Genomic DNA, 17,447 nt, shown 5'->3' with positions numbered 1-17,447 from the left:
CTACTCCTTGGCCGCCAGGTTGACCACGCGGTTGGAGCGATCCACCGGGCGAATCAGTTCGCCCTCATGGAGCACATGCACACCGGCCGCCACCACCCAGTCATTGGCCCCGAGGCCTTCGAGCACCGGCACGCTCTTCTCGCCGAAGGCGCCGACACGCACCGGGGTGCGCTTGAGGGTGTTGTCCGCCTGGACTTTCCAGACGTAGGTCGCGCCATTCTCGGCGGTCAGCGAAGACAACGGCACCGACAGCGGCACGACACTCGCCGCCTGGACGAACACCCGCGCGCTCTGGCCCAGCTCGGCGGGAGTTTTCCCGGCACTGAAGGCGATGCGCGCGGCGAAGGTCCGCGATTTCGGATCGGCTGCCGGCGACAGCTCGCGGATATGTCCGTTGAAGCGCTGGTCCGGCTGGGACCAGAGTTCGACCGAGACCTCCTGGCCGACCTTGAACCGTCCGAAGGCCTGCTCCGGAAAACTGATCAGCACTTCGCGCTCGCCGTCAGCGGCCAGGGTGAAGACCGTCTGTCCGGCCGCCACCACTTGGCCGACCTCGACCTGGCGCTTGGCGACCACCCCGTCCTGGGGTGCGCGCAACACGGCGTAGCCGGCCTGGTTGCTGGAGACGTCGAACTCGGCCTTGATCTGCCTGAGTCGCGCTTCGCCGGCACGGTAGGTGTTTTCCGCATTGTCATACTGCGAACGGCTGACCATCTGCCGGTCCAGCAGGGTCTTGTAGCGATCCCGCTCGGAACGCACCAGGCTCAGGTTGGCCTCGGCTGCCGCGACCTGGGCGCGGGTCGCTTCCAGTTGCAGGCGCACATCCTGGGGATCAAGCTCCGCCAGCGGTTGGTTGGCCTTGACCCGCTCGCCCTCCTCGACCAATCGCCGGGTGACCTTGCCGCCGATACGGAACGCCAGCTCGGGTTCGAAACGTGCACGGACCTCACCGGGATAACTGTCCATGGCCTGGGCCGAGAGTTGCGGTTGAACCACCATTGCGGGACGTACAGTGACTTGGGCGGACTCTTCGTGACCACAGCCCGCCAGGAAAAAGGCTAAACTGACCGGCAACGCAAGGGGCAGGACATAGCGGAACATGGTGTAGGACCTTTCGCTAGGAATGCTCAGAATAATTATACTGGCTAGTATGGTATTAATACCAAACTGACCAGTCCAGTATTAAAGTGGAAAATGTCCGACAATCTTTCTGTGCCCAGCGGCCCCGGCCGCCCCAAGGACCTGGCAAAACGCCAGGCCATTCTTGACGCGGCGAAAGATCTGTTCCTGAGTAATGGATACGCCAGCACCAGCATGGACGCGGTAGCAGCAGCGGCAGGTGTTTCAAAACTGACGGTCTACAGCCATTTCAACGACAAGGAGACACTGTTCTCCGCCGCCGTGGTGGCCAAATGCGAGGAGCAGTTGCCCGAACTGTTCTTCGCCCTGCCCGTGGGCGTGCCGGTGGAATCGGTGCTGCTCAATATCGCCCGGGGCTTTCATATCCTGATCAACAGCGACGAGTCGGTGAACCTGCATCGGCTGATCATGGCGCTGGGCAGCCAGGACCCGAAGCTGTCGCAGATCTTCTTCGAGGCGGGCCCGCAGCGGATGCTCACGGAGATGGAGCGGCTGCTGAGCAAGATCCACCAGAGCGGCGCCCTGGACATCGACAAACCGCACAATGCCGCCGAGCATTTTTTCTGCCTGCTCAAGGGCGCGGCGAATTTCCGTCTGCTCTATGGCTGCGGCGCGCCTCTGAACGCCGAGGATAGCGAGGCGCATGTGCGCGAGGTGGTGGCACTGTTCATGCGCGCCTACAAGCCCTGAGCACAGGGCGACGGGACAACTGTCTTCGCGGCGGTCCGCAGGCCCTCAGGGCTTCAGCGCTTTCTTCGGATAGATATCGTAGCGGCTCGACTTGCCATCCAGGGCATGGCTCGGTTTCGGCCCGGCAATGCACGGCGCCTTGCGCGGACGCTTGACCACCACCCGGTGCGTGGCCAGCGCCAGCGCGGCTTCGAGCAACGCCGGGGCATCCGGGTCATCACCGACCAATGGCCGGAACAGGCGCATTTCCTTCTTCACCAGGGCGGTTTTCTCCCGATGGGGGAACATCGGGTCCAGGTAGATCACCTGCGGCGGCTCGCCCTCCCAGTCGCGCATCACCTCGATCGAGTTGCCCTTGAGCAGGTGCATGCGCGCAACGATCGGCGCCACATCGAAATCATCGAGGCCACGGGCCAGGCCATCTTCCAGCAACGCACCGATCAGCGGCTGACGCTCGATCAGGCTCATCTCGCAGCCCAGGCTGGCGAGCACAAACGCATCCTTGCCCAAGCCGGCCGTGGCATCCAGCACCCGCGGGCGCACACCCTGCTGGACACCGACCGCCTTGGCGATCATCTGCCCGCTGCCACCACCGTACAGCCGACGGTGCGCCGCACCGCCCTCGACGAAATCCACCCGCACCGGGCCCGGCGCATCCGCCCCGAGCTGTTGCAACTGCAAGCCCTGCGCGCCGACCTGCAAGGCGAACTCCGCCCCGGGCTCCTGCAATGGCAGCCCCAGCCGTTCGGCCCACTGCTCTGCCTGGGGCTGAAACCCTTCGGCCAAGGCCTCGACTCTGATCCGTACGGCCGCTTGCTGCTCACTCATGAAAAACACGCTCAAAAATTTAATGATCGGCAAAAACTGCCGATAACAGAATGATCCAGCATTTTGCCAGAGCTGAGCGTCGACCGAGAGCTATGTCAGACATTCAACGCACATCCATAGGTTATCTATCGCCCGTCGGCGATTACGGCCTGCGAAATTCTCAAGCACTGAGCGGCGTCAGCCATCTGTGGCAGGATTTCTTTGCCCGGGCCATGGCCGAGCAGGTGGGTGATGCACCGAAGCAAGCCAGTGTCGAGCTGCCGGTCGATGGCCCGGTCGAACCGACCGCCGGCGCGCAAATGCTCGCGCAGATCGTCGATCAGCGGCAATGCGATGTCACCGACACTCCCGTTCGTCCGCCTGAGCCGCTGTTCCTGCCTATCGCCGAGTTCGAGCTGGACCTGCTGAAAAAGCCCGCCCCGCCCTATCCGGACGACGAACTCATCGCACAACAGCAACAACAGGATTTCGACAGCGGTTGGGTTCGCCCGATCGTACTCACCGCCGGCCAGCCACTGCCCGATCCTGGCGCGGCACCACAGCCGCGCCCGCTGCATCTGCCGATCGCCGAGTTCGAACTCGACCTGCTGGAAAAACCGGCCGTGCCGTTCGACGAACAGACACTGGCCCGGCAGCAGAAAGAAATGGACTACGACCTGCGCTGGGCCCGCCCGCTGGTCGCCCACAACCTGCGCCTGGCGGCCTGAGTCGCCACTCCCCGTTTCAGCGCCGCCCTCAGTCCTTGAACATCTTGTTGATCTTGCCGAACGGTATCGCCCGTTCGGCGAAAGCGAAGGTCCCCTGCCCGCGAATCTCTTCGGCAGCCTGATAAAACGCCCCGTACGCCGCCCGCGCCAACGCCGAGCCGACGCTGATGCGCTTGACCCCCAGCGCACTCAAGTCCGCCACCGACAACGACACGCCGCCGGACATCAGGACATTCACCGGCTTGGGTGCCACCGCCTTGACGATCGCGCGAATCTCTTGCGGCGTGCTCAAGGCCGGCGCATACAACACATCGGCGCCGGCCTCGGCGAAAGCCTGCAGGCGGCGGATGGTGTCATCCAGATCCCGTCGGCCGACCAGGAAGTTTTCCGCCCGCGCCGTCAGCGTGAAGGCAAAAGGCAGGCTACGTGCAGCCGCCACCGCCGCTTCGACCCGTTCGACCGCCAGGGCGAAGGGATAGATCGGCTCCCCGGCATTGCCCGTGGCATCCTCGATGGAACCACCCACCAGGCCGACTTCGGCGGCCATCAGGATGGTCTCGGCACAACCGGCGGGACTGTCGGCAAAACCGTTCTCCAGGTCCGCCGCCACCGGCAGCGCCGTGGCCCGGACAATCGCCTGGGCGTTGTCCAGGTTATCGGCGCGGCTGATCGCGCCCTCGGCATCCGGGCGCCCCAGGGAGAACGCCAGGCCGGCGCTGGTGGTCGCCAGGGCCTCGAAGCCCAGGGCGGCGAGCATTTTCGCCGAGCCGGCATCCCAAGGATTGGGGATCACAAAGGCCCCGGCACGCTCGTGCAGGGCCTTGAAGGCCTGCGCTCGAATACTCTGGTGTTGAGAAGGTTGCGCGTCCATTGGTCGACTCCCGGCAGAAGAAACAGGTCGCCGTCAGAGCAAGCCCAGTTGCTCCACGGCGGGCTCTCTGTATAGCTCAGGCAGTGCCGGCAAGCCAGGCAAACGTACCATCAGGCGCTGGTGAAAACGCCGGGCCAGTTCCGGCGCCAGGCGATTGTCCGAAGTGTGCAGGAAGATATAAGGCGTCCGCCCTTCCTCGATCCAGCCGGCGATTTTCTCGATCCAGGGCGTGAGGAAGCTTTCATTGGCCGCCAGTTCCGGATGGCCGATGAAGCGCACCTGGGGAAATGCGGTGAAGGCCGCCGGACGTGGTGGCACCTTGGGTTTTTTCGACTGGGCGTGCAGTACCGAGGGTTCGGTCGAGGTACAGCTGAACAGCGCCCGGGGATCGAGGCAGATGCGCTCCACCCCGCGGTCCAGCAGCAATCGATTGAGCATCCGCTCGGCATCGCCCTTGGCGAAGAACTCCGGATGCCGGACCTCGATGGCCAGCGGTCGCTCCAGGCTGTCGATAAACCCGGCCAGCTCGCTCAGGCGATGAGGCGCGAAACTCGCCGGTAACTGCAGCCACAGCGGCGACACCCGCTCGCCCAACGGCTTGAGTAGTTGCAGGAAATCCTCGGCCGCCTGCGCCTGCTCGCGCAGGTCGCCACCGTGGCTGATATCCCGGGGAAACTTGGCAGTGAAGCGGAAATGCCCGGGCATGGTCTGCGCCCAGCGCTCCACGGTGCCGGGTGCCGGCCGCGCATAGAAGGTGGTGTTGCCCTCGACGGCGTTGAAGACCTGCGAGTAGAGATCGAGGAAATCCGTCGGGCGAGCGTTTTCCGGGTACAGGAATTCGCGCCAGGCGTTTTCGCTCCAGGAGGGACAACCAAGGTAGTAAGGCAGGATGGAACCGGTCATGACGCCGATTAGATCAGATATGCAGGTCGAGCCCCAGCACTTCCATATCCCATTCGACAAAACCGGCCGTGGTCAGGTAGCTGGCCAGGGCGGTCGCGACACTCTTGCTCATGGAACGCGGGAAGATCATGTCCTGCGGGCGTGCCGGCAGGTTGGCCAGGCGACTGCCGGCGGCCTGGGCACGAGCGGCGACTTCCGACAGGTCGTCATTCTCGTTGTCCAGCAGCTCCTCGTCGCCATCGAGCACCACGCCAGCCTTGCGGGGCTTGCGCTTGATGGGGTAGGACTGTGATGAAACGCCGTCTATACGCATTGTGGCATGCTCGGTGTCGATGATGGCAATTTAGCAGTACGCGCCGTACATAGCTATTGCCCTAGTGATAACCAGACCACAGAACGTGGAAAAGGTTTTCACACAACGACATCAACCGGTGCAAAACATGACGGACGGCACATTTTTGACTGGTCGGCGTAGTTTTCAGGGTGATCGGCTTAACATCCAGTTTAGCCTGAAATTTAGGTAGCGCCGCCGGCTCCTACAGGGGAACGCGCTCGACCTCAACGGGCCTTCGGCGTGGCGACCTTGTCCCGCAGGTAGACCGGCTGCGCCTCATCGGCAACGATGGCTTCGCCACGGGCCCAGGCGAATCGCGCCAGGGTCAGCAGGTCTTCGGCATGGGGCAGCATGCCAGCATCCTGGCCGGTCAAGGCAACGTTGATCCGCTCGCCATAACCCCAGCCGGTGCCCGCACCGAACCACGGGCCGCTGGCAGCGTCCGGCAGGGCCGCGACTTCCGGCGGCAGGACCGCTTCGGCACCGACCAGGCGCATTTCCCCAGCCACCTCGCGGTAGCAGCCCCAATACACCTCATCCATCCGCGCGTCGATGGCCGCGGCGACCTGGCTGGCACCATGCTCGCGAAACGCCCGCTGCGCCAACACCGCCAGGTTGGACACCGGCAATACTGGCCGCTCCAGCGCGAATGCCAGGCCCTGGACCACACCGATGGCGATCCGCACGCCAGTGAAGGCTCCCGGTCCGCGGCCAAAGGCAATGGCGTCGACAGCCGACAGGGCGATGCCCGCATCGGCCAGCAACTGCTGGATCATCGGCAGCAGCTTCTGCGCATGCAGGCGCGGGATCACCTCGTAGTGGCTCGTGACCTTGCCGTCATGCAGCAAGGCAACGGAGCAAGCTTCAGTCGCGGTGTCCAGGGCCAGCAAGGTGCTCATCGATGTTTCCGTCAGGTCAGAATGAAAAAAGTGCGACAGTATAAACAACAACAGCCCGCAAGCGGGCTGTTGGAGAGGCCGGCGGCAATCAGCTCAGCGCTTCGAGCACCTTGCCGGTGATCGCTTCGACCGAACCGACGCCAGCGATGTGGCTGTACTTCGGCTTGCCCTGGGCAGCCGACAGCTTCTGGTAGAAATCCACCAGCGGCTTGGTCTGGGAGTGGTAGACCGACAGGCGATGACGAACGGTTTCTTCGGTGTCGTCCTTGCGCTGGATCAGCTCTTCGCCGGTCAGGTCATCCTTGCCTTCAACCTTTGGCGGGTTGTAGACGGTGTGATAGACGCGACCGGAAGCTTCGTGGACACGGCGACCGGCGATACGCTGGACGATTTCTTCATCGTCGACGGCGATCTCGACCACGTTGTCCAGCTCGACACCGGCATCCACCAGGGCTTCGGCCTGGGGAATGGTGCGTGGGAAACCGTCGAACAGGAAACCCTTGGCACAATCGGCCTGGGCGATACGGTCCTTGACCAGCGCGATGATCAGGTCATCGGAAACCAGGCCACCGGCATCCATGATGCCCTTGGCCTTGATGCCCAGCTCGGTGCCGGCCTTGACCGCGGCACGCAGCATGTCGCCGGTGGAGATTTGCGGGATGCCGAATTTTTCGGTGATGAACTTAGCCTGAGTGCCTTTACCGGCACCGGGAGCTCCCAGCAGAATGACGCGCATCGATGTGCTCCTCAATTTTTTATTTAGAAACGCTCGGATTCGCCTCGTGGGGCCAATCTCAACAATAGGGTGATGGCCGCCCAAACGGCCAAAGGCTGATCAAGATACACAGCCGACCGACCCCACACAAGCCGCCGAAAGTCGCAGTAACCGCTGCCATCATGACACCTGAAACCCGGTATCCCGAGTCGCAACCCGGCAACAAAGTGTCGCCACACAAAAACGACCGCCCGTGACCGGGCGGTCGTTCCTGTCCTGCCATCGGCAGGCGATGATTCACAACACCTTAGCCGGTATTGCGCAACCCGGCGGCGATCCCCGCCACAGACACCAGTAAAGCCTGTTCCAGAGGGCTGTCCTGGGCGCTTTCCTGGCGGCGCGAACGGGCCAGCAACTCGGCCTGCAGCAGGTGCAGCGGATCCAGGTAGGTGTTGCGCAGGCGAATGAATTCAAGGGTCTCGGGACTGTGGGCGAGCAGTTGCGACTGGCCGGTCAGACCCAGCACCACCGTGCACGCCTGCGACAATAGGTCGCGTAAGTGCACACCCAACGGCAACAGTTCGGCCTCCACCAGACGTTCGTCATAGGACCGCGCAATATCGCTGTCGGCCTTGGCCAGGACCATTTCCAGCATGTCGATGCGCGTGCGGAAAAACGGCCACTGTTCGCGCATCTGCCCCAGCAGTTCGCCTTCGCCACGCTCCAGCGCCTTGCGCAGGGCCGCCTCCCAGCCGAGCCAGGCCGGCAGCATCAGGCGTGTCTGGGTCCAGCCGAAAATCCACGGGATCGCCCGCAGGCTCTCGATCCCACCGGCCCGACGCTTGGCCGGGCGGCTGCCCAGTGGCAGACGGCCGAGTTCCTGTTCCGGGGTCGACTGGCGGAAATACTCGACGAACTGCGGATTGTCCCGTACTTCGGCGCGGTAGGCATTGACGCCGTCCGCGGCCAGTTCGTCCATCAGGCTGCGCCAGGCCGGTTCCGGCGGTGGCGGCGGCAGCAGGGTGGCTTCGAGCACGGCGGCCAGGTAGAGGTTGAGGTTCTGTTCGGCGATGTCCGGCAGGCCGAACTTGAAGCGGATCATCTCGCCCTGTTCGGTGGTGCGGAAACGCCCTGCCACCGAGCCCGGCGGCTGCGACAGGATCGCCGCATGGGCCGGACCGCCGCCACGCCCGACGGTACCGCCGCGACCATGGAACAACAGCAGTTCGACCTGCTGTTCCCGACAGATCTCCACCAGCCGCTCCTGGGCCCGGTACTGTGCCCAGGCCGCCGCCGTGGTGCCGGCGTCCTTGGCCGAGTCGGAGTAGCCGATCATCACTTCCTGCGGTCCTTGCAGGCGCGAACGATAACCGGGCAGCAGCAACAGCCGTTCCATGACCGGACCGGCATTGTCCAGGTCGGCCAGGGTCTCGAACAACGGCACCACGCGCATCGGCCGCAGGACCCCGGACTCCTTGAGCAACAGTTGCACCGCGAGCACATCGGAAGCCGCGCCCGCCATGGAGATCACATAGGAACCCAGGGAAGCCGCCGGTGCCGCCGCGATCTCCTTGCAGGTCGCCAGCACTTCGGCGGTGTCCGCCGAGGGCTTGAAGTACGCGGGCAGCAGTGGCCGACGATTGGCCAGTTCGCGCATGAGGAAGGTCAGGCGCGCGTCTTCGTCCCAGTCTTCGTAGCGACCCAGGCCCAGGTAGTCGGTGATCTCACTCATGGCGGCGGCATGCCGCGACGAGTCCTGGCGCACATCCAGGCGCACCAGGAACAGGCCGAAGGTCACCGCCCGCCGCAGGCAGTCGAGCAAGGGTCCATCGGCGATGACGCCCATGCCGCATTCGTGCAGGGACTGATAGCACAGCTGCAGCGGCTCCAGCAGCTCGCGGTTGTTCTGCAGGACCTCGTCCGGAGCCGGCTGCGTCACCGCCAGCGAAGCATGGGCCCACTGGCGGGTCGCCCTTAGCCGTTCGCGCAGTTGCTTGAGCACCGCGCGATAGGGTTCGGCGCTGTCGCCGGCCTGGGCGCGCAAGGCCTCGCTGGCCTGCTGCATCGACAGATCGGCGGCCAGCTGGTCGACATCGCGCAGATACAGGTCGGCGGCCATCCAGCGTGCCAGCAACAGGACTTCGCGGGTGACCTTGGCGGTGACATTCGGGTTGCCGTCGCGGTCGCCGCCCATCCAGGACGCGAAGCGAATCGGCGCCGCCTCCAGTGGCAGATGCAGGCCGGTGGCGGCGTGCAGGGCCTGGTCGGCCTTGCGCAGGTAGTTGGGGATCGCCTGCCAGAGGGAATGCTCGATCACCGCGAAACCCCACTTGGCTTCATCCACCGGCGTCGGCCGGGTCCGGCGGATTTCCTCGGTGTGCCAGGCCTCGGCGATCAACCGTTGCAGGCGCTGGCGGATCTGTTCGCGCTCGGCAGCGGTCAGGTCACGGTGGTCCTGCAACGCCAGTTGCGCGGCAATGGCATCGTATTTCTGGATCAACGTGCGCCGGGCCACCTCGGTGGGATGCGCGGTGAGCACCAGTTCGATGTCCAGGCGCCCCAGTTGTCGCGCCAGGGCCTCGGCGCCATGGCCTTCGGCGCGCAGACGGGCGAGCAGCTCCGGCAGCACCCGCGACTCGAACGGTGCCGGTTGCGACTCGTCACGCCGGTGGATCAACTGATACTGCTCGGCGATATTCGCCAGGTTGAGGAACTGGTTGAACGCCCGGGCCACCGGCAGCAATTCGTCGTCACCAAGGTCACCGAGGCTGGCGCTCAACTCGGCACTGGCCGAATCGCTGCGATCGGCCTTGGCGCTCTTGCGAATCCGCTCGATCTTGTCGAGAAACTCATCGCCGTGCTGGTCTCGGATGGTATTGCCCAACAGTTCACCCAGCAGGTGAACGTCCTCACGCAAACGCACATCAATATCGGACATCGGCAGGCTCTCCGGCGGACTCTGAGACGGTTCCAGAGCCCAAGAGTGCACCACAGCGACGAAGCCTTACAAGCCGGGCGATCGATTGCCCGGCGACAAAAAATTCCCCGCTGAACCTGGCCGCCTGCAGCTAGTCTGATAATTAGGCCCTACCCGGGCTTACCGCCGGCCCTGCCTTGACGCCAGTCCGGCCACTCATCAATACCCGCCACCAGCGGGTGCGAATTGAGGTCGCCATGAAAATCCGCGAGCTAGCCCAGCACTGGGAAGAGAATGCCAAGGGTCGCCTGACCGACAGCGGCTACGCCGTTCACCTCGACGTGGAAGCCGCCGCCCGCCTCGCCGCGATTACCGAGATGTACCCCAAGCGCAGCCCCGAAGAGTTGCTGGGGGAATTGATCGGTGCCGCCCTGGAGGAACTCGAAGCGAGCTTCCCCTATGTCCAGGGCCAGCATGTGGTCGCCACCGACGAAGAGGGTGACCCCCTTTATGAGGACGTCGGCGCAACCCCGCGTTTTCTCACGCTATCGCGTCGCTACCTGCACGATATGGCCTCCCGGGCCGATGAGCCAAAGCACTGACACCTCACCGCTGCCTCCCCTGAAAGCCCCGGTATTCCTGACTCCAGCACGAGTCGGGGATACCGCTGCGCGTCGCCAAAGTTCAGTTTTTCTGCATTGACCGATCGATCAGTATTTTTTTCGGGCGATTAGCCATCCCTGCTGAACTATTCAAAAAAGCCTCGGGTCACAGCCAGTAGCCATCACCGGAACAGCTGCTGTAAAACGCCCCGGCCGAGACGGCGGGATCGATGCTGAAGGCCTTCGGGACCGTGATGGGTATTGATGTTTTTCAGGAGTTATCCAATGGAGTTGAAGACCATGAAGACCAGTACTGCCACATCCACGTTTAACCACCTGCGCGGGCTGAAACTGGCCGCGCTGGCCCTCGGCACCAGCTTCATCCTGGCCGGTTGCGCCGGGAACCCGCCGAGCGAGCAGTACGCGGTGACGCAATCTGCCGTCAACAGCGCGGTCAGCGCCGGAGGCACCGAATACGCCGCCGTGGAAATGAAATCGGCCCAGGACAAGCTCAAGCAAGCCGAACTGGCCATGCACGACAAGAAATACGACGACGCCCGACGCCTGGCCGAACAGGCCGAATGGGATGCCCGTGTCGCCGAACGCAAGGCCCAGGCCGCCAAGGCCGAACTTGCGCTGAAGGATTCCCAGAAAGGGGTTCAGGAACTGCGTCAGGAAAGCCAACGCCCCGTGCAACCGGCGCAATAAGCCCGGCACCGCTTCGCGCACCCTGAAGTTTCAACGGATAGAAAAGGACCAGCCATTATGCGTAAACAATTGATGATCCCAGCCCTTCTGGCTCTGAGCGTAGGTCTTGCGGCCTGCTCATCGCAGCCGAACGCCAACCTGGAACAGGCCCGCACCAACTTCTCCGGCCTCCAGGCCAACCCACAGGCAAGCAAGGTCGCGGCCCTGGAAACCAAGGACGCCAGCGACTACCTGGACAAGGCCGACAAGGCCTACCAGAACCGTGAAAACGAACAGACCGTCGACCAGTTGGCCTACCTGACCAACCAGCGGGTGGAAGTGGCCAAGCAGACCATCGCCCTGCGCACCGCCGAGGCCAACCTGAAAAATGCCGCGGCACAACGGGCCCAGGCCCGCCTCGATGCCCGTGACGCGCAGATCAAGCAGTTGCAGGACAGCCTCAACGCCAAGCAGACCGACCGCGGCACGCTGGTGACCTTCGGTGACGTGCTGTTCGCCACCAACAAGGCCGACCTGAAGTCCAACGGCCTGGTCAACATCAACAAGCTGGCGCAGTTCCTCCAGGAAAACCCGGACCGCAAGGTGATCATTGAAGGTTACACCGACAGCACCGGCGCGGCGTCCTATAACCAGAGCCTGTCCGAGCGTCGTGCGACTTCGGTCCAGGTGGCCCTGATCAAGATGGGCGTGGATCCTTCGCGCATCGTCACCCAGGGTTATGGCAAGGAGTATCCGGTGGCGGATAACGGCAGCGTCTCGGGCCGGGCCATGAACCGTCGCGTGGAGGTGACCATCTCCAACGACAACCAGCCGGTGGCACCGCGCTCTTCGGTCAGCAGCGCCTACTGACCGGTTGCACCGCCCATGAAAAAGCCCCGCCNNGGCGGGGCTTTTTCATGGGCGGATGACGATCGAGATCGTTCCGAGGCTCTGCGGGGGAATGCAGCCCGTGATGCTATGCGTCACAAAGCGGACGCGGAGCGTCCAGGGAGGCGTTCCCACGCAGAGCGTGGGAACGATCAACGATCAGTTACTGCGCAAGCTTCGGCGTTTCCTGGCCCATGCAGCGCACCGCCTGTTTCCGGTCGTTGACCAGCACACCGGTCAGGCCCTTCTGCTCGGTGTCGAACAGGACCAGCACGCCATCGATGCACTGCGCGACTTCGTTCGCCGGGGTCAGGGAGACTTTGTAGTCTTCGCCCGGCACGGTCTTAAGCATGGTGAACTGATTGAGCAGCAACGCATCCTCCGGCTTGGCGAAATGCAGGTAGCCGTAGTACCACAGGCACGCCACCGTGCCGATGATGCTGCAGATACCGGTGATGATCAGGGGAATGGCGTTGCGTTCTTCAGTCATTGCGGATTCTCGGGTTCACTATTCGAATTCGGGACAGCGGGATAATTCGGGATCTCGCCCAACCGGCGCAAGCCGTTGAAATGCTGCGGATCCTCCAGATAGCGCAACATCACCTGGCGCCAGGTCGGGTCGGCGAAGGTCTGCACATGACCGCCACGGGTCAGTTGTAGCACCCGCGGCGGCGGCGCGGCCTGATACAGGACAATACCGTTGGTCAAGGGCACCAGCGGATCGTCGATACTCTGGAAGATCAGCTTAGGCACCCCGCCCAGGCGCGGCATGGCGTTGATCGCGCTGTCGCTGTCCGGCACCAGCCAGGACAACGGCACCTGGAAGGGCCAGGTCAGCCAGGAACCCGCCAGGGCGAAGCGTCCGACAGAGCGATAGCTGGCCGGCACGCCATCGAGCACCAGGGCCTTGAGGCGGGACTGGTAGGCCGGGTGTTCGACCAGATAATGCACCGCCATCGCGCCCCCCAGGCTCTGGCCCAGCACCACCAGCGGCCGGCCCTGTACCTCGGGAGCCGTCTGCAGCCACTGGAACGCCGCCTCGATATCCTGGTAGACCGCCGGCAGGCTCGGTTCGCCGGCGGACAGGCCGTAGCCGCGATAGTCGATCAGCAGCACCTGGTAGCCCTGCTCCGGCAACCACCAGCTACCGCCCAGGTGCATGGACAGGTTGCCGCCATTGCCGTGCAGGTGCAGCACCGTGCCCTTGACCGGCACCCCGGACTTGGCCGGCAGCCACCAACCGCGCAGGTGGGTGCCATCGGCGGTCGTCAGGGTGATATCGCGGTATTCGAGATGGGCCTTGTCCGGCGTGAACGGCAGGCCGGGCTCGGGATAGAACAGCAGCGAACTGCAACCGCCGAGGGTCAGTAGCAGGCAAAGGATGCCGAGGATTCTCATCCGTTTGAAACCTCGTGAGCTAGTCAACGCGGATAACTGCAGGAGCCGGCTTGCCGGCGATAGCGGTGTTTCAGCCCCGAAGCGGTCAACTGTAAGATCGCTATCGCTGGCAAGCCAGCTCCCACAAGGATTGATGTTGCCGTTGGATCGATGTTGCCGTTGGATCGATGAAACCTCACAGGATATTGGAGTAATCCGCCTCAATCCGGTCCAGGCTCAGGTGATTCAGGAAGTTGCTGAAGCACATCCAGGCCGACAACGCGTTCATGTCCCGGAACTGCTCCGGCAGGTACTTGGGCGGCACCACCAGGCCCTCGTCGACCAGCTGGCGCAAGGTGCGCATATCTTCCAGGGTGGTCTTGCCACAGAACAACAGCGGCACCTGCTCCAGCTTGCCTTTACGCACGGCCAACTGAATGTAGTTGTAAACCATGATAAAGCCCTTGAGGTAGGACAGGTCCTTGGTAAAGGGCAGCCCCGTCGGCGTCGATCCGCGGAAGACCCGACTGGCGTTGCCGTAGCTTTCGGCCATCTCGAAACCCTGCTCGCGGAAGAACTCGAACACCTGCAGGAAGTCGGCGCCCTGCTCCACCATGTCGATGGCCCGGGTGCGGTTGGTCAGCTTGCGCAGGCGGCTCGGATAGGAGGCGAAGGTGATGATTTCCATCAGGATCGCCAGGCCTTCCTGGGTCACCGTCGACGAGGGCGGGCCCTTGGACAGGAAGGTGCAGATCGGCTGGTTCAGGCCGTTGAGCGTGGTGCCGACATGCACCAGGCCTTCGTGGACCTCCAGCGCGCGGACATCCCGCGAGTTGAACAGCGCATCGGCGCGGATCTTGATGTAGTCGGCACCGGCCGCCGCGTCGGCGACGATCCCATCGGACTCGAACACCCGGATGGTTTCCTCGGCCTCGCCGAACACCTTGTTCAGGCGGCTCTGCAGCAGGCCGACGGCATCCTTGGCGGTCAGGGTCTTGGGTTCGTCCTTGAGGTCGCCACGGCCGTCGATATTGTTCAGGTAGTCGGAGAGCATCAGCCCCAGGTCGGCCAGGGTCGGATCGCCGGCATGGAAGGCATCGGAGGCGGCGCCGTAGAGTTCCTGCGAGATCAGCCCGAAGTCGGCGGTGCCCCGCGCTTCGAGCATCCGCACGACCATGCGGTACTCCTTGCACATGCGCCGCATGATCTGCCCGACCGGGTTGAACTGGCCGAGCTGGCGGGTGATGTCGCGCTCGATGTTCTGGAACTCCAGCTTCACCGCGCCGGAGTCGAACGACAATGGCCGCGAGGTGTAGTAATCGCGATCCACCGCGGGCATTTCCTTGCCCTTGGCCTTGAGAAAGCCCTTGCGGATGTTCTCGTCCCACTTCACCGCGTCGAGCACACGAATCGGTGTCTGTGCCAGCACTATGCGGTCGGACAGGCTGCGTATCGTCTGCTGGTAATCGTCCAAGGAAAACTCCTGATCATTGCTTCGGTGACTGCCTGTGCACTCGCTACAGCCTAGACGGACGCCAGCACCAGATGCATGTAACGGGTGAGGATCCCGAGCATGTCCTGTTCCGCCTCGGGGCCCGCCTCGCCGAGAAGGCCCTGATATTCCATCCGTCCGATAATCGCCGTCAACACTTTGGCATCCTGTTGTGGCTCCCTGGAACCCAGGACCTGGAAAAACTGGCAGGTGCCCTGCAGCAGAATCTGCTGGTGGGAACGCACCAGCACCGCCAGGCGCGGATTGAGCAGGGCCTCCTGGCGAAACGCCTGTTCGGCCATCAGGTGCTCGCGACGGTTGTGCAACTGGCGCTGGATATAGTCGGCGGTCATCCGCGCGATATCGTCGGCCAACTGGGCCCGCGACGCCGCACTGCCATCACCGTAGGCGACCATCTCGCGCAGCAGGCCTTCGTTGTTTTCCCACAGCTTGGCCATGAAAGCCGCGCTGCGCTCGACATACTGGGCGAAGGTGTCGGTCAGCAGGTCATCGATGTCCTTGAAATAGTAGGTGGTGGCCGACAACGGCACACAGGCCTCGGCCGCCACCGCGCGGTGACGCACACCCCGTACGCCATCACGCACGACGATGCGCATCGCTGCGTCGAGAATGTCCTGTCGCCGTTGCTCACTGCCCTGTCGGCTGGCCTTGCGTCCCTGGTACTGGACGCTTTCAGCTACCGCGGTGGCGATGCCAGCTGCGCCCTTTTGAGCCATTGCACGGTTCACGACAGGTATCCCTCACAGATCAAAGACAGGTGAAATCAGAATCAGTACGCCAGTGCCACACAGACAATAAAAAGCCGCCTGGTAAAGGCGGCTTCTTGTTCAGCATAGTCAGGCTTGGGGCCGCATATGCGGGAACAGGATCACGTCACGGATCGACGGGGCGTTGGTGAGCAACATCACCAGGCGGTCGATACCGATGCCTTCACCGGCCGTTGGCGGCATGCCGTATTCCAGCGCACGGACGAAGTCGGCGTCGTAGTGCATGGCTTCGTCGTCGCCCGCATCCTTCTCGGCCACCTGGGCCTGGAAGCGCTCGGCCTGGTCTTCCGCGTCGTTCAACTCGGAATAGGCGTTGGCGATTTCACGACCACCGATAAACAGCTCGAAACGGTCGGTGACGTTCGGGTTCTTGTCGTTGCGACGCGCCAGTGGCGAGACTTCGAACGGGTATTGGGTAATGAAGTGCGGCTGTTCCAGCTTGTGCTCGACCAGTTCTTCGAAAATCATCACCTGCAGCTTGCCCAGGCCTTCGAAGCCGAGCACCTTGGCCCCGGCCTTCTTGGCGATGGCGCGCGCCTTGTCGATGTCCAGCAGGTCGTCGGCGGTCAGTTCCGGGTTGTACTTGAGGATCGAATCGAACACCGACAGGCGGGCGAAAGGCTCGCCGAAGTGGAACACCTTGTCGCCGTACGGCACGTCGGTGCTGCCGAGGACGGCCTGGGCCAGCTCACGGAACAGCTCTTCGGTCAGGTCCATGTTGTCTTCGTAGTCGGCGTACGCCTGGTAGAACTCCAGCATGGTGAATTCAGGGTTGTGCCGGGTCGACACCCCTTCGTTACGGAAGTTGCGGTTGATCTCGAACACGCGCTCGAAGCCACCGACCACCAGGCGCTTGAGGTACAGCTCCGGCGCGATGCGCAGGTACATGCCCATGTCCAGCGCGTTGTGGTGGGTTTCGAACGGCTTGGCCGCGGCACCGCCAGGGATGGTCTGCAGCATCGGCGTTTCCACTTCCATGAAGTCGCGCTTCATCATGAAGTTACGGATATGGGCGATGACTTGCGAACGCACGCGGAAGGTCTGGCGGACTTCTTCGTTGACGATCAGGTCGACGTAGCGCTGGCGATAACGGGTCTCGGTATCGGTCAGGCCATGGTGCTTGTCCGGCAGCGGACGCAGCGACTTGGTCAGCAGGCGCACATCGGTCATTTCGACGTACAGGTCGCCCTTGCCGGAACGGGCCAGGGTGCCTTCGGCGGAAATGATGTCGCCCAGGTCCCAGGTTTTCACCGCGGCCAGGGTTTCTTCCGACAGGGTCTTGCGGTTGACGTAGACCTGGATGCGCCCGGACATGTCCTGGATCACCATGAACGAGCCACGGTTGAGCATGATGCGACCGGCAACCTTGACCGGGATCGCTGCCTCTGCCAGCTCTTCCTTGGTCTTGTCCGCGTACTGCTTCTGCAAGTCTTCGCAGTAGGCGTCGCGGCGGAAGTCGTTCGGGAAGGCGTTGCCCTTGGCACGCTCGGCGGCAAGCTTTTCCTTGCGCAGGGCGATCAGGGCGTTTTCTTCCTGTTGCAGGGCTTGCGGGTCGAGTTGTTGGTCGCTCATGTCTTCAGATTTTCCATCACAGGTTCGTTGCCCCCGG

18 protein-coding genes are annotated in these 17,447 nt (G+C 63.3%); 5 read left to right on the top strand and 13 right to left on the bottom strand.

The genetic code is table 11. The features are described from left to right. Positions 1 to 1,101 (bottom strand): efflux RND transporter periplasmic adaptor subunit, encoded by a 1,101-nt coding sequence (locus tag HX881_RS17575; protein WP_177085704.1) that lies wholly within the window; start codon positions 1,099 to 1,101, stop codon positions 1 to 3. 93 nt (positions 1,102 to 1,194) lie between these two features. Here HX881_RS17575 and HX881_RS17570 point away from each other — a divergent pair, with 93 nt between their 5' ends. After that, positions 1,195 to 1,830 carry a TetR/AcrR family transcriptional regulator gene (locus HX881_RS17570; RefSeq protein ID WP_017127099.1) on the top strand — a complete coding sequence of 212 codons (636 nt, stop codon included), beginning with the start codon at positions 1,195 to 1,197 and terminating at the stop codon, positions 1,828 to 1,830. 45 nt (positions 1,831 to 1,875) lie between these two features. Here the strand turns inward: HX881_RS17570 and HX881_RS17565 are convergent, their stop codons facing one another. After that, positions 1,876 to 2,658 (bottom strand): class I SAM-dependent methyltransferase, encoded by a 783-nt coding sequence (locus HX881_RS17565; protein WP_177085702.1) that lies wholly within the window; start codon positions 2,656 to 2,658, stop codon positions 1,876 to 1,878. A gap of 92 nt (positions 2,659 to 2,750) precedes the next feature. Here HX881_RS17565 and HX881_RS17560 point away from each other — a divergent pair, with 92 nt between their 5' ends. Next, positions 2,751 to 3,365, top strand: a complete 615-nt coding sequence (locus tag HX881_RS17560; RefSeq protein WP_177085700.1) for an energy transducer TonB — start codon at positions 2,751 to 2,753, stop codon at positions 3,363 to 3,365. Positions 3,366 to 3,393: 28 nt separating this feature from the next. Here HX881_RS17560 and HX881_RS17555 read toward each other — a convergent pair whose 3' ends face one another. The 6 genes from HX881_RS17555 to ppc form a co-directional block, all read right to left on the bottom strand. Further along, entirely contained in the window at positions 3,394 to 4,236 is an 843-nt protein-coding gene (locus tag HX881_RS17555) for an isocitrate lyase/PEP mutase family protein (protein ID WP_177085698.1), read from the bottom strand. A gap of 33 nt (positions 4,237 to 4,269) precedes the next feature. After that, positions 4,270 to 5,139, bottom strand: coding sequence for a DUF72 domain-containing protein (locus HX881_RS17550; RefSeq protein WP_017127095.1), 870 nt, complete (start codon positions 5,137 to 5,139; stop codon positions 4,270 to 4,272). A gap of 13 nt (positions 5,140 to 5,152) precedes the next feature. After that, a complete protein-coding gene (locus HX881_RS17545; protein ID WP_017127094.1) occupies positions 5,153 to 5,452 on the bottom strand; it encodes a hypothetical protein in 300 nt (99 codons plus the stop codon). Between the two features lie 245 nt (positions 5,453 to 5,697). Next, positions 5,698 to 6,372: a tRNA (adenosine(37)-N6)-threonylcarbamoyltransferase complex dimerization subunit type 1 TsaB gene (gene tsaB, locus HX881_RS17540; protein ID WP_017127093.1), complete on the bottom strand. Its 675-nt coding sequence runs from the start codon at positions 6,370 to 6,372 to the stop codon at positions 5,698 to 5,700. 88 nt (positions 6,373 to 6,460) lie between these two features. Continuing rightward, positions 6,461 to 7,108, bottom strand: a complete 648-nt coding sequence (gene adk / locus HX881_RS17535) for an adenylate kinase (protein WP_017127092.1) — start codon at positions 7,106 to 7,108, stop codon at positions 6,461 to 6,463. Positions 7,109 to 7,394: 286 nt separating this feature from the next. Further along, on the bottom strand, positions 7,395 to 10,025 hold the full coding sequence (ppc, locus tag HX881_RS17530) for a phosphoenolpyruvate carboxylase (RefSeq protein ID WP_103033047.1): 2,631 nt from the start codon (positions 10,023 to 10,025) through the stop codon (positions 7,395 to 7,397). Positions 10,026 to 10,261: 236 nt separating this feature from the next. Between ppc and HX881_RS17525 the strand changes: the two genes are divergently transcribed. The 3 genes from HX881_RS17525 to lptF all read left to right on the top strand — a co-directional run bounded on the left by HX881_RS17525 (position 10,262) and on the right by lptF (position 12,163). Further along, the gene (locus HX881_RS17525) at positions 10,262 to 10,606 is read left to right on the top strand and encodes a hypothetical protein (protein WP_017127091.1); all 345 of its coding nucleotides are present in this window, start codon (positions 10,262 to 10,264) and stop codon (positions 10,604 to 10,606) included. Between the two features lie 285 nt (positions 10,607 to 10,891). Further along, positions 10,892 to 11,314, top strand: coding sequence for a DUF4398 domain-containing protein (locus HX881_RS17520; protein WP_017127090.1), 423 nt, complete (start codon positions 10,892 to 10,894; stop codon positions 11,312 to 11,314). Positions 11,315 to 11,371: 57 nt separating this feature from the next. Continuing rightward, positions 11,372 to 12,163: a lipotoxin F family OmpA-related lipoprotein LptF gene (gene lptF, locus HX881_RS17515; protein WP_177059290.1), complete on the top strand. Its 792-nt coding sequence runs from the start codon at positions 11,372 to 11,374 to the stop codon at positions 12,161 to 12,163. 181 nt (positions 12,164 to 12,344) lie between these two features. On the opposite strand, the gene HX881_RS17510 is transcribed toward lptF, so the two are convergent. From HX881_RS17510 to lysS, 5 genes are all read right to left on the bottom strand, one after another. Continuing rightward, positions 12,345 to 12,671 (bottom strand): PA3694 family proteiin, encoded by a 327-nt coding sequence (locus tag HX881_RS17510; protein ID WP_017127088.1) that lies wholly within the window; start codon positions 12,669 to 12,671, stop codon positions 12,345 to 12,347. Further along, positions 12,668 to 13,579: an alpha/beta hydrolase gene (locus HX881_RS17505; protein WP_177085696.1), complete on the bottom strand. Its 912-nt coding sequence runs from the start codon at positions 13,577 to 13,579 to the stop codon at positions 12,668 to 12,670. The genes HX881_RS17510 and HX881_RS17505 overlap by 4 nt, the downstream gene beginning before the upstream one ends. A 175-nt stretch (positions 13,580 to 13,754) precedes the next feature. After that, the gene (locus tag HX881_RS17500) at positions 13,755 to 15,032 is read right to left on the bottom strand and encodes a flavohemoglobin expression-modulating QEGLA motif protein (protein WP_177085694.1); all 1,278 of its coding nucleotides are present in this window, start codon (positions 15,030 to 15,032) and stop codon (positions 13,755 to 13,757) included. Positions 15,033 to 15,082: 50 nt separating this feature from the next. Beyond that, the gene (locus HX881_RS17495; RefSeq protein WP_177085692.1) at positions 15,083 to 15,799 is read right to left on the bottom strand and encodes a TetR/AcrR family transcriptional regulator; all 717 of its coding nucleotides are present in this window, start codon (positions 15,797 to 15,799) and stop codon (positions 15,083 to 15,085) included. 108 nt (positions 15,800 to 15,907) lie between these two features. Next, positions 15,908 to 17,410, bottom strand: a complete 1,503-nt coding sequence (lysS, locus tag HX881_RS17490) for a lysine--tRNA ligase (RefSeq protein WP_017127084.1) — start codon at positions 17,408 to 17,410, stop codon at positions 15,908 to 15,910. Positions 17,411 to 17,447 lie beyond the last annotated feature (37 nt).

The organism is Pseudomonas gingeri, assembly GCF_013386115.1.
In the GTDB taxonomy this organism is placed as follows: Bacteria; Pseudomonadota; Gammaproteobacteria; order Pseudomonadales; family Pseudomonadaceae; genus Aquipseudomonas; species Aquipseudomonas gingeri.
The sequence above is the reverse complement of the archived record's forward strand: the minus strand, read 5'-3'. Positions and strand labels throughout refer to the sequence as shown.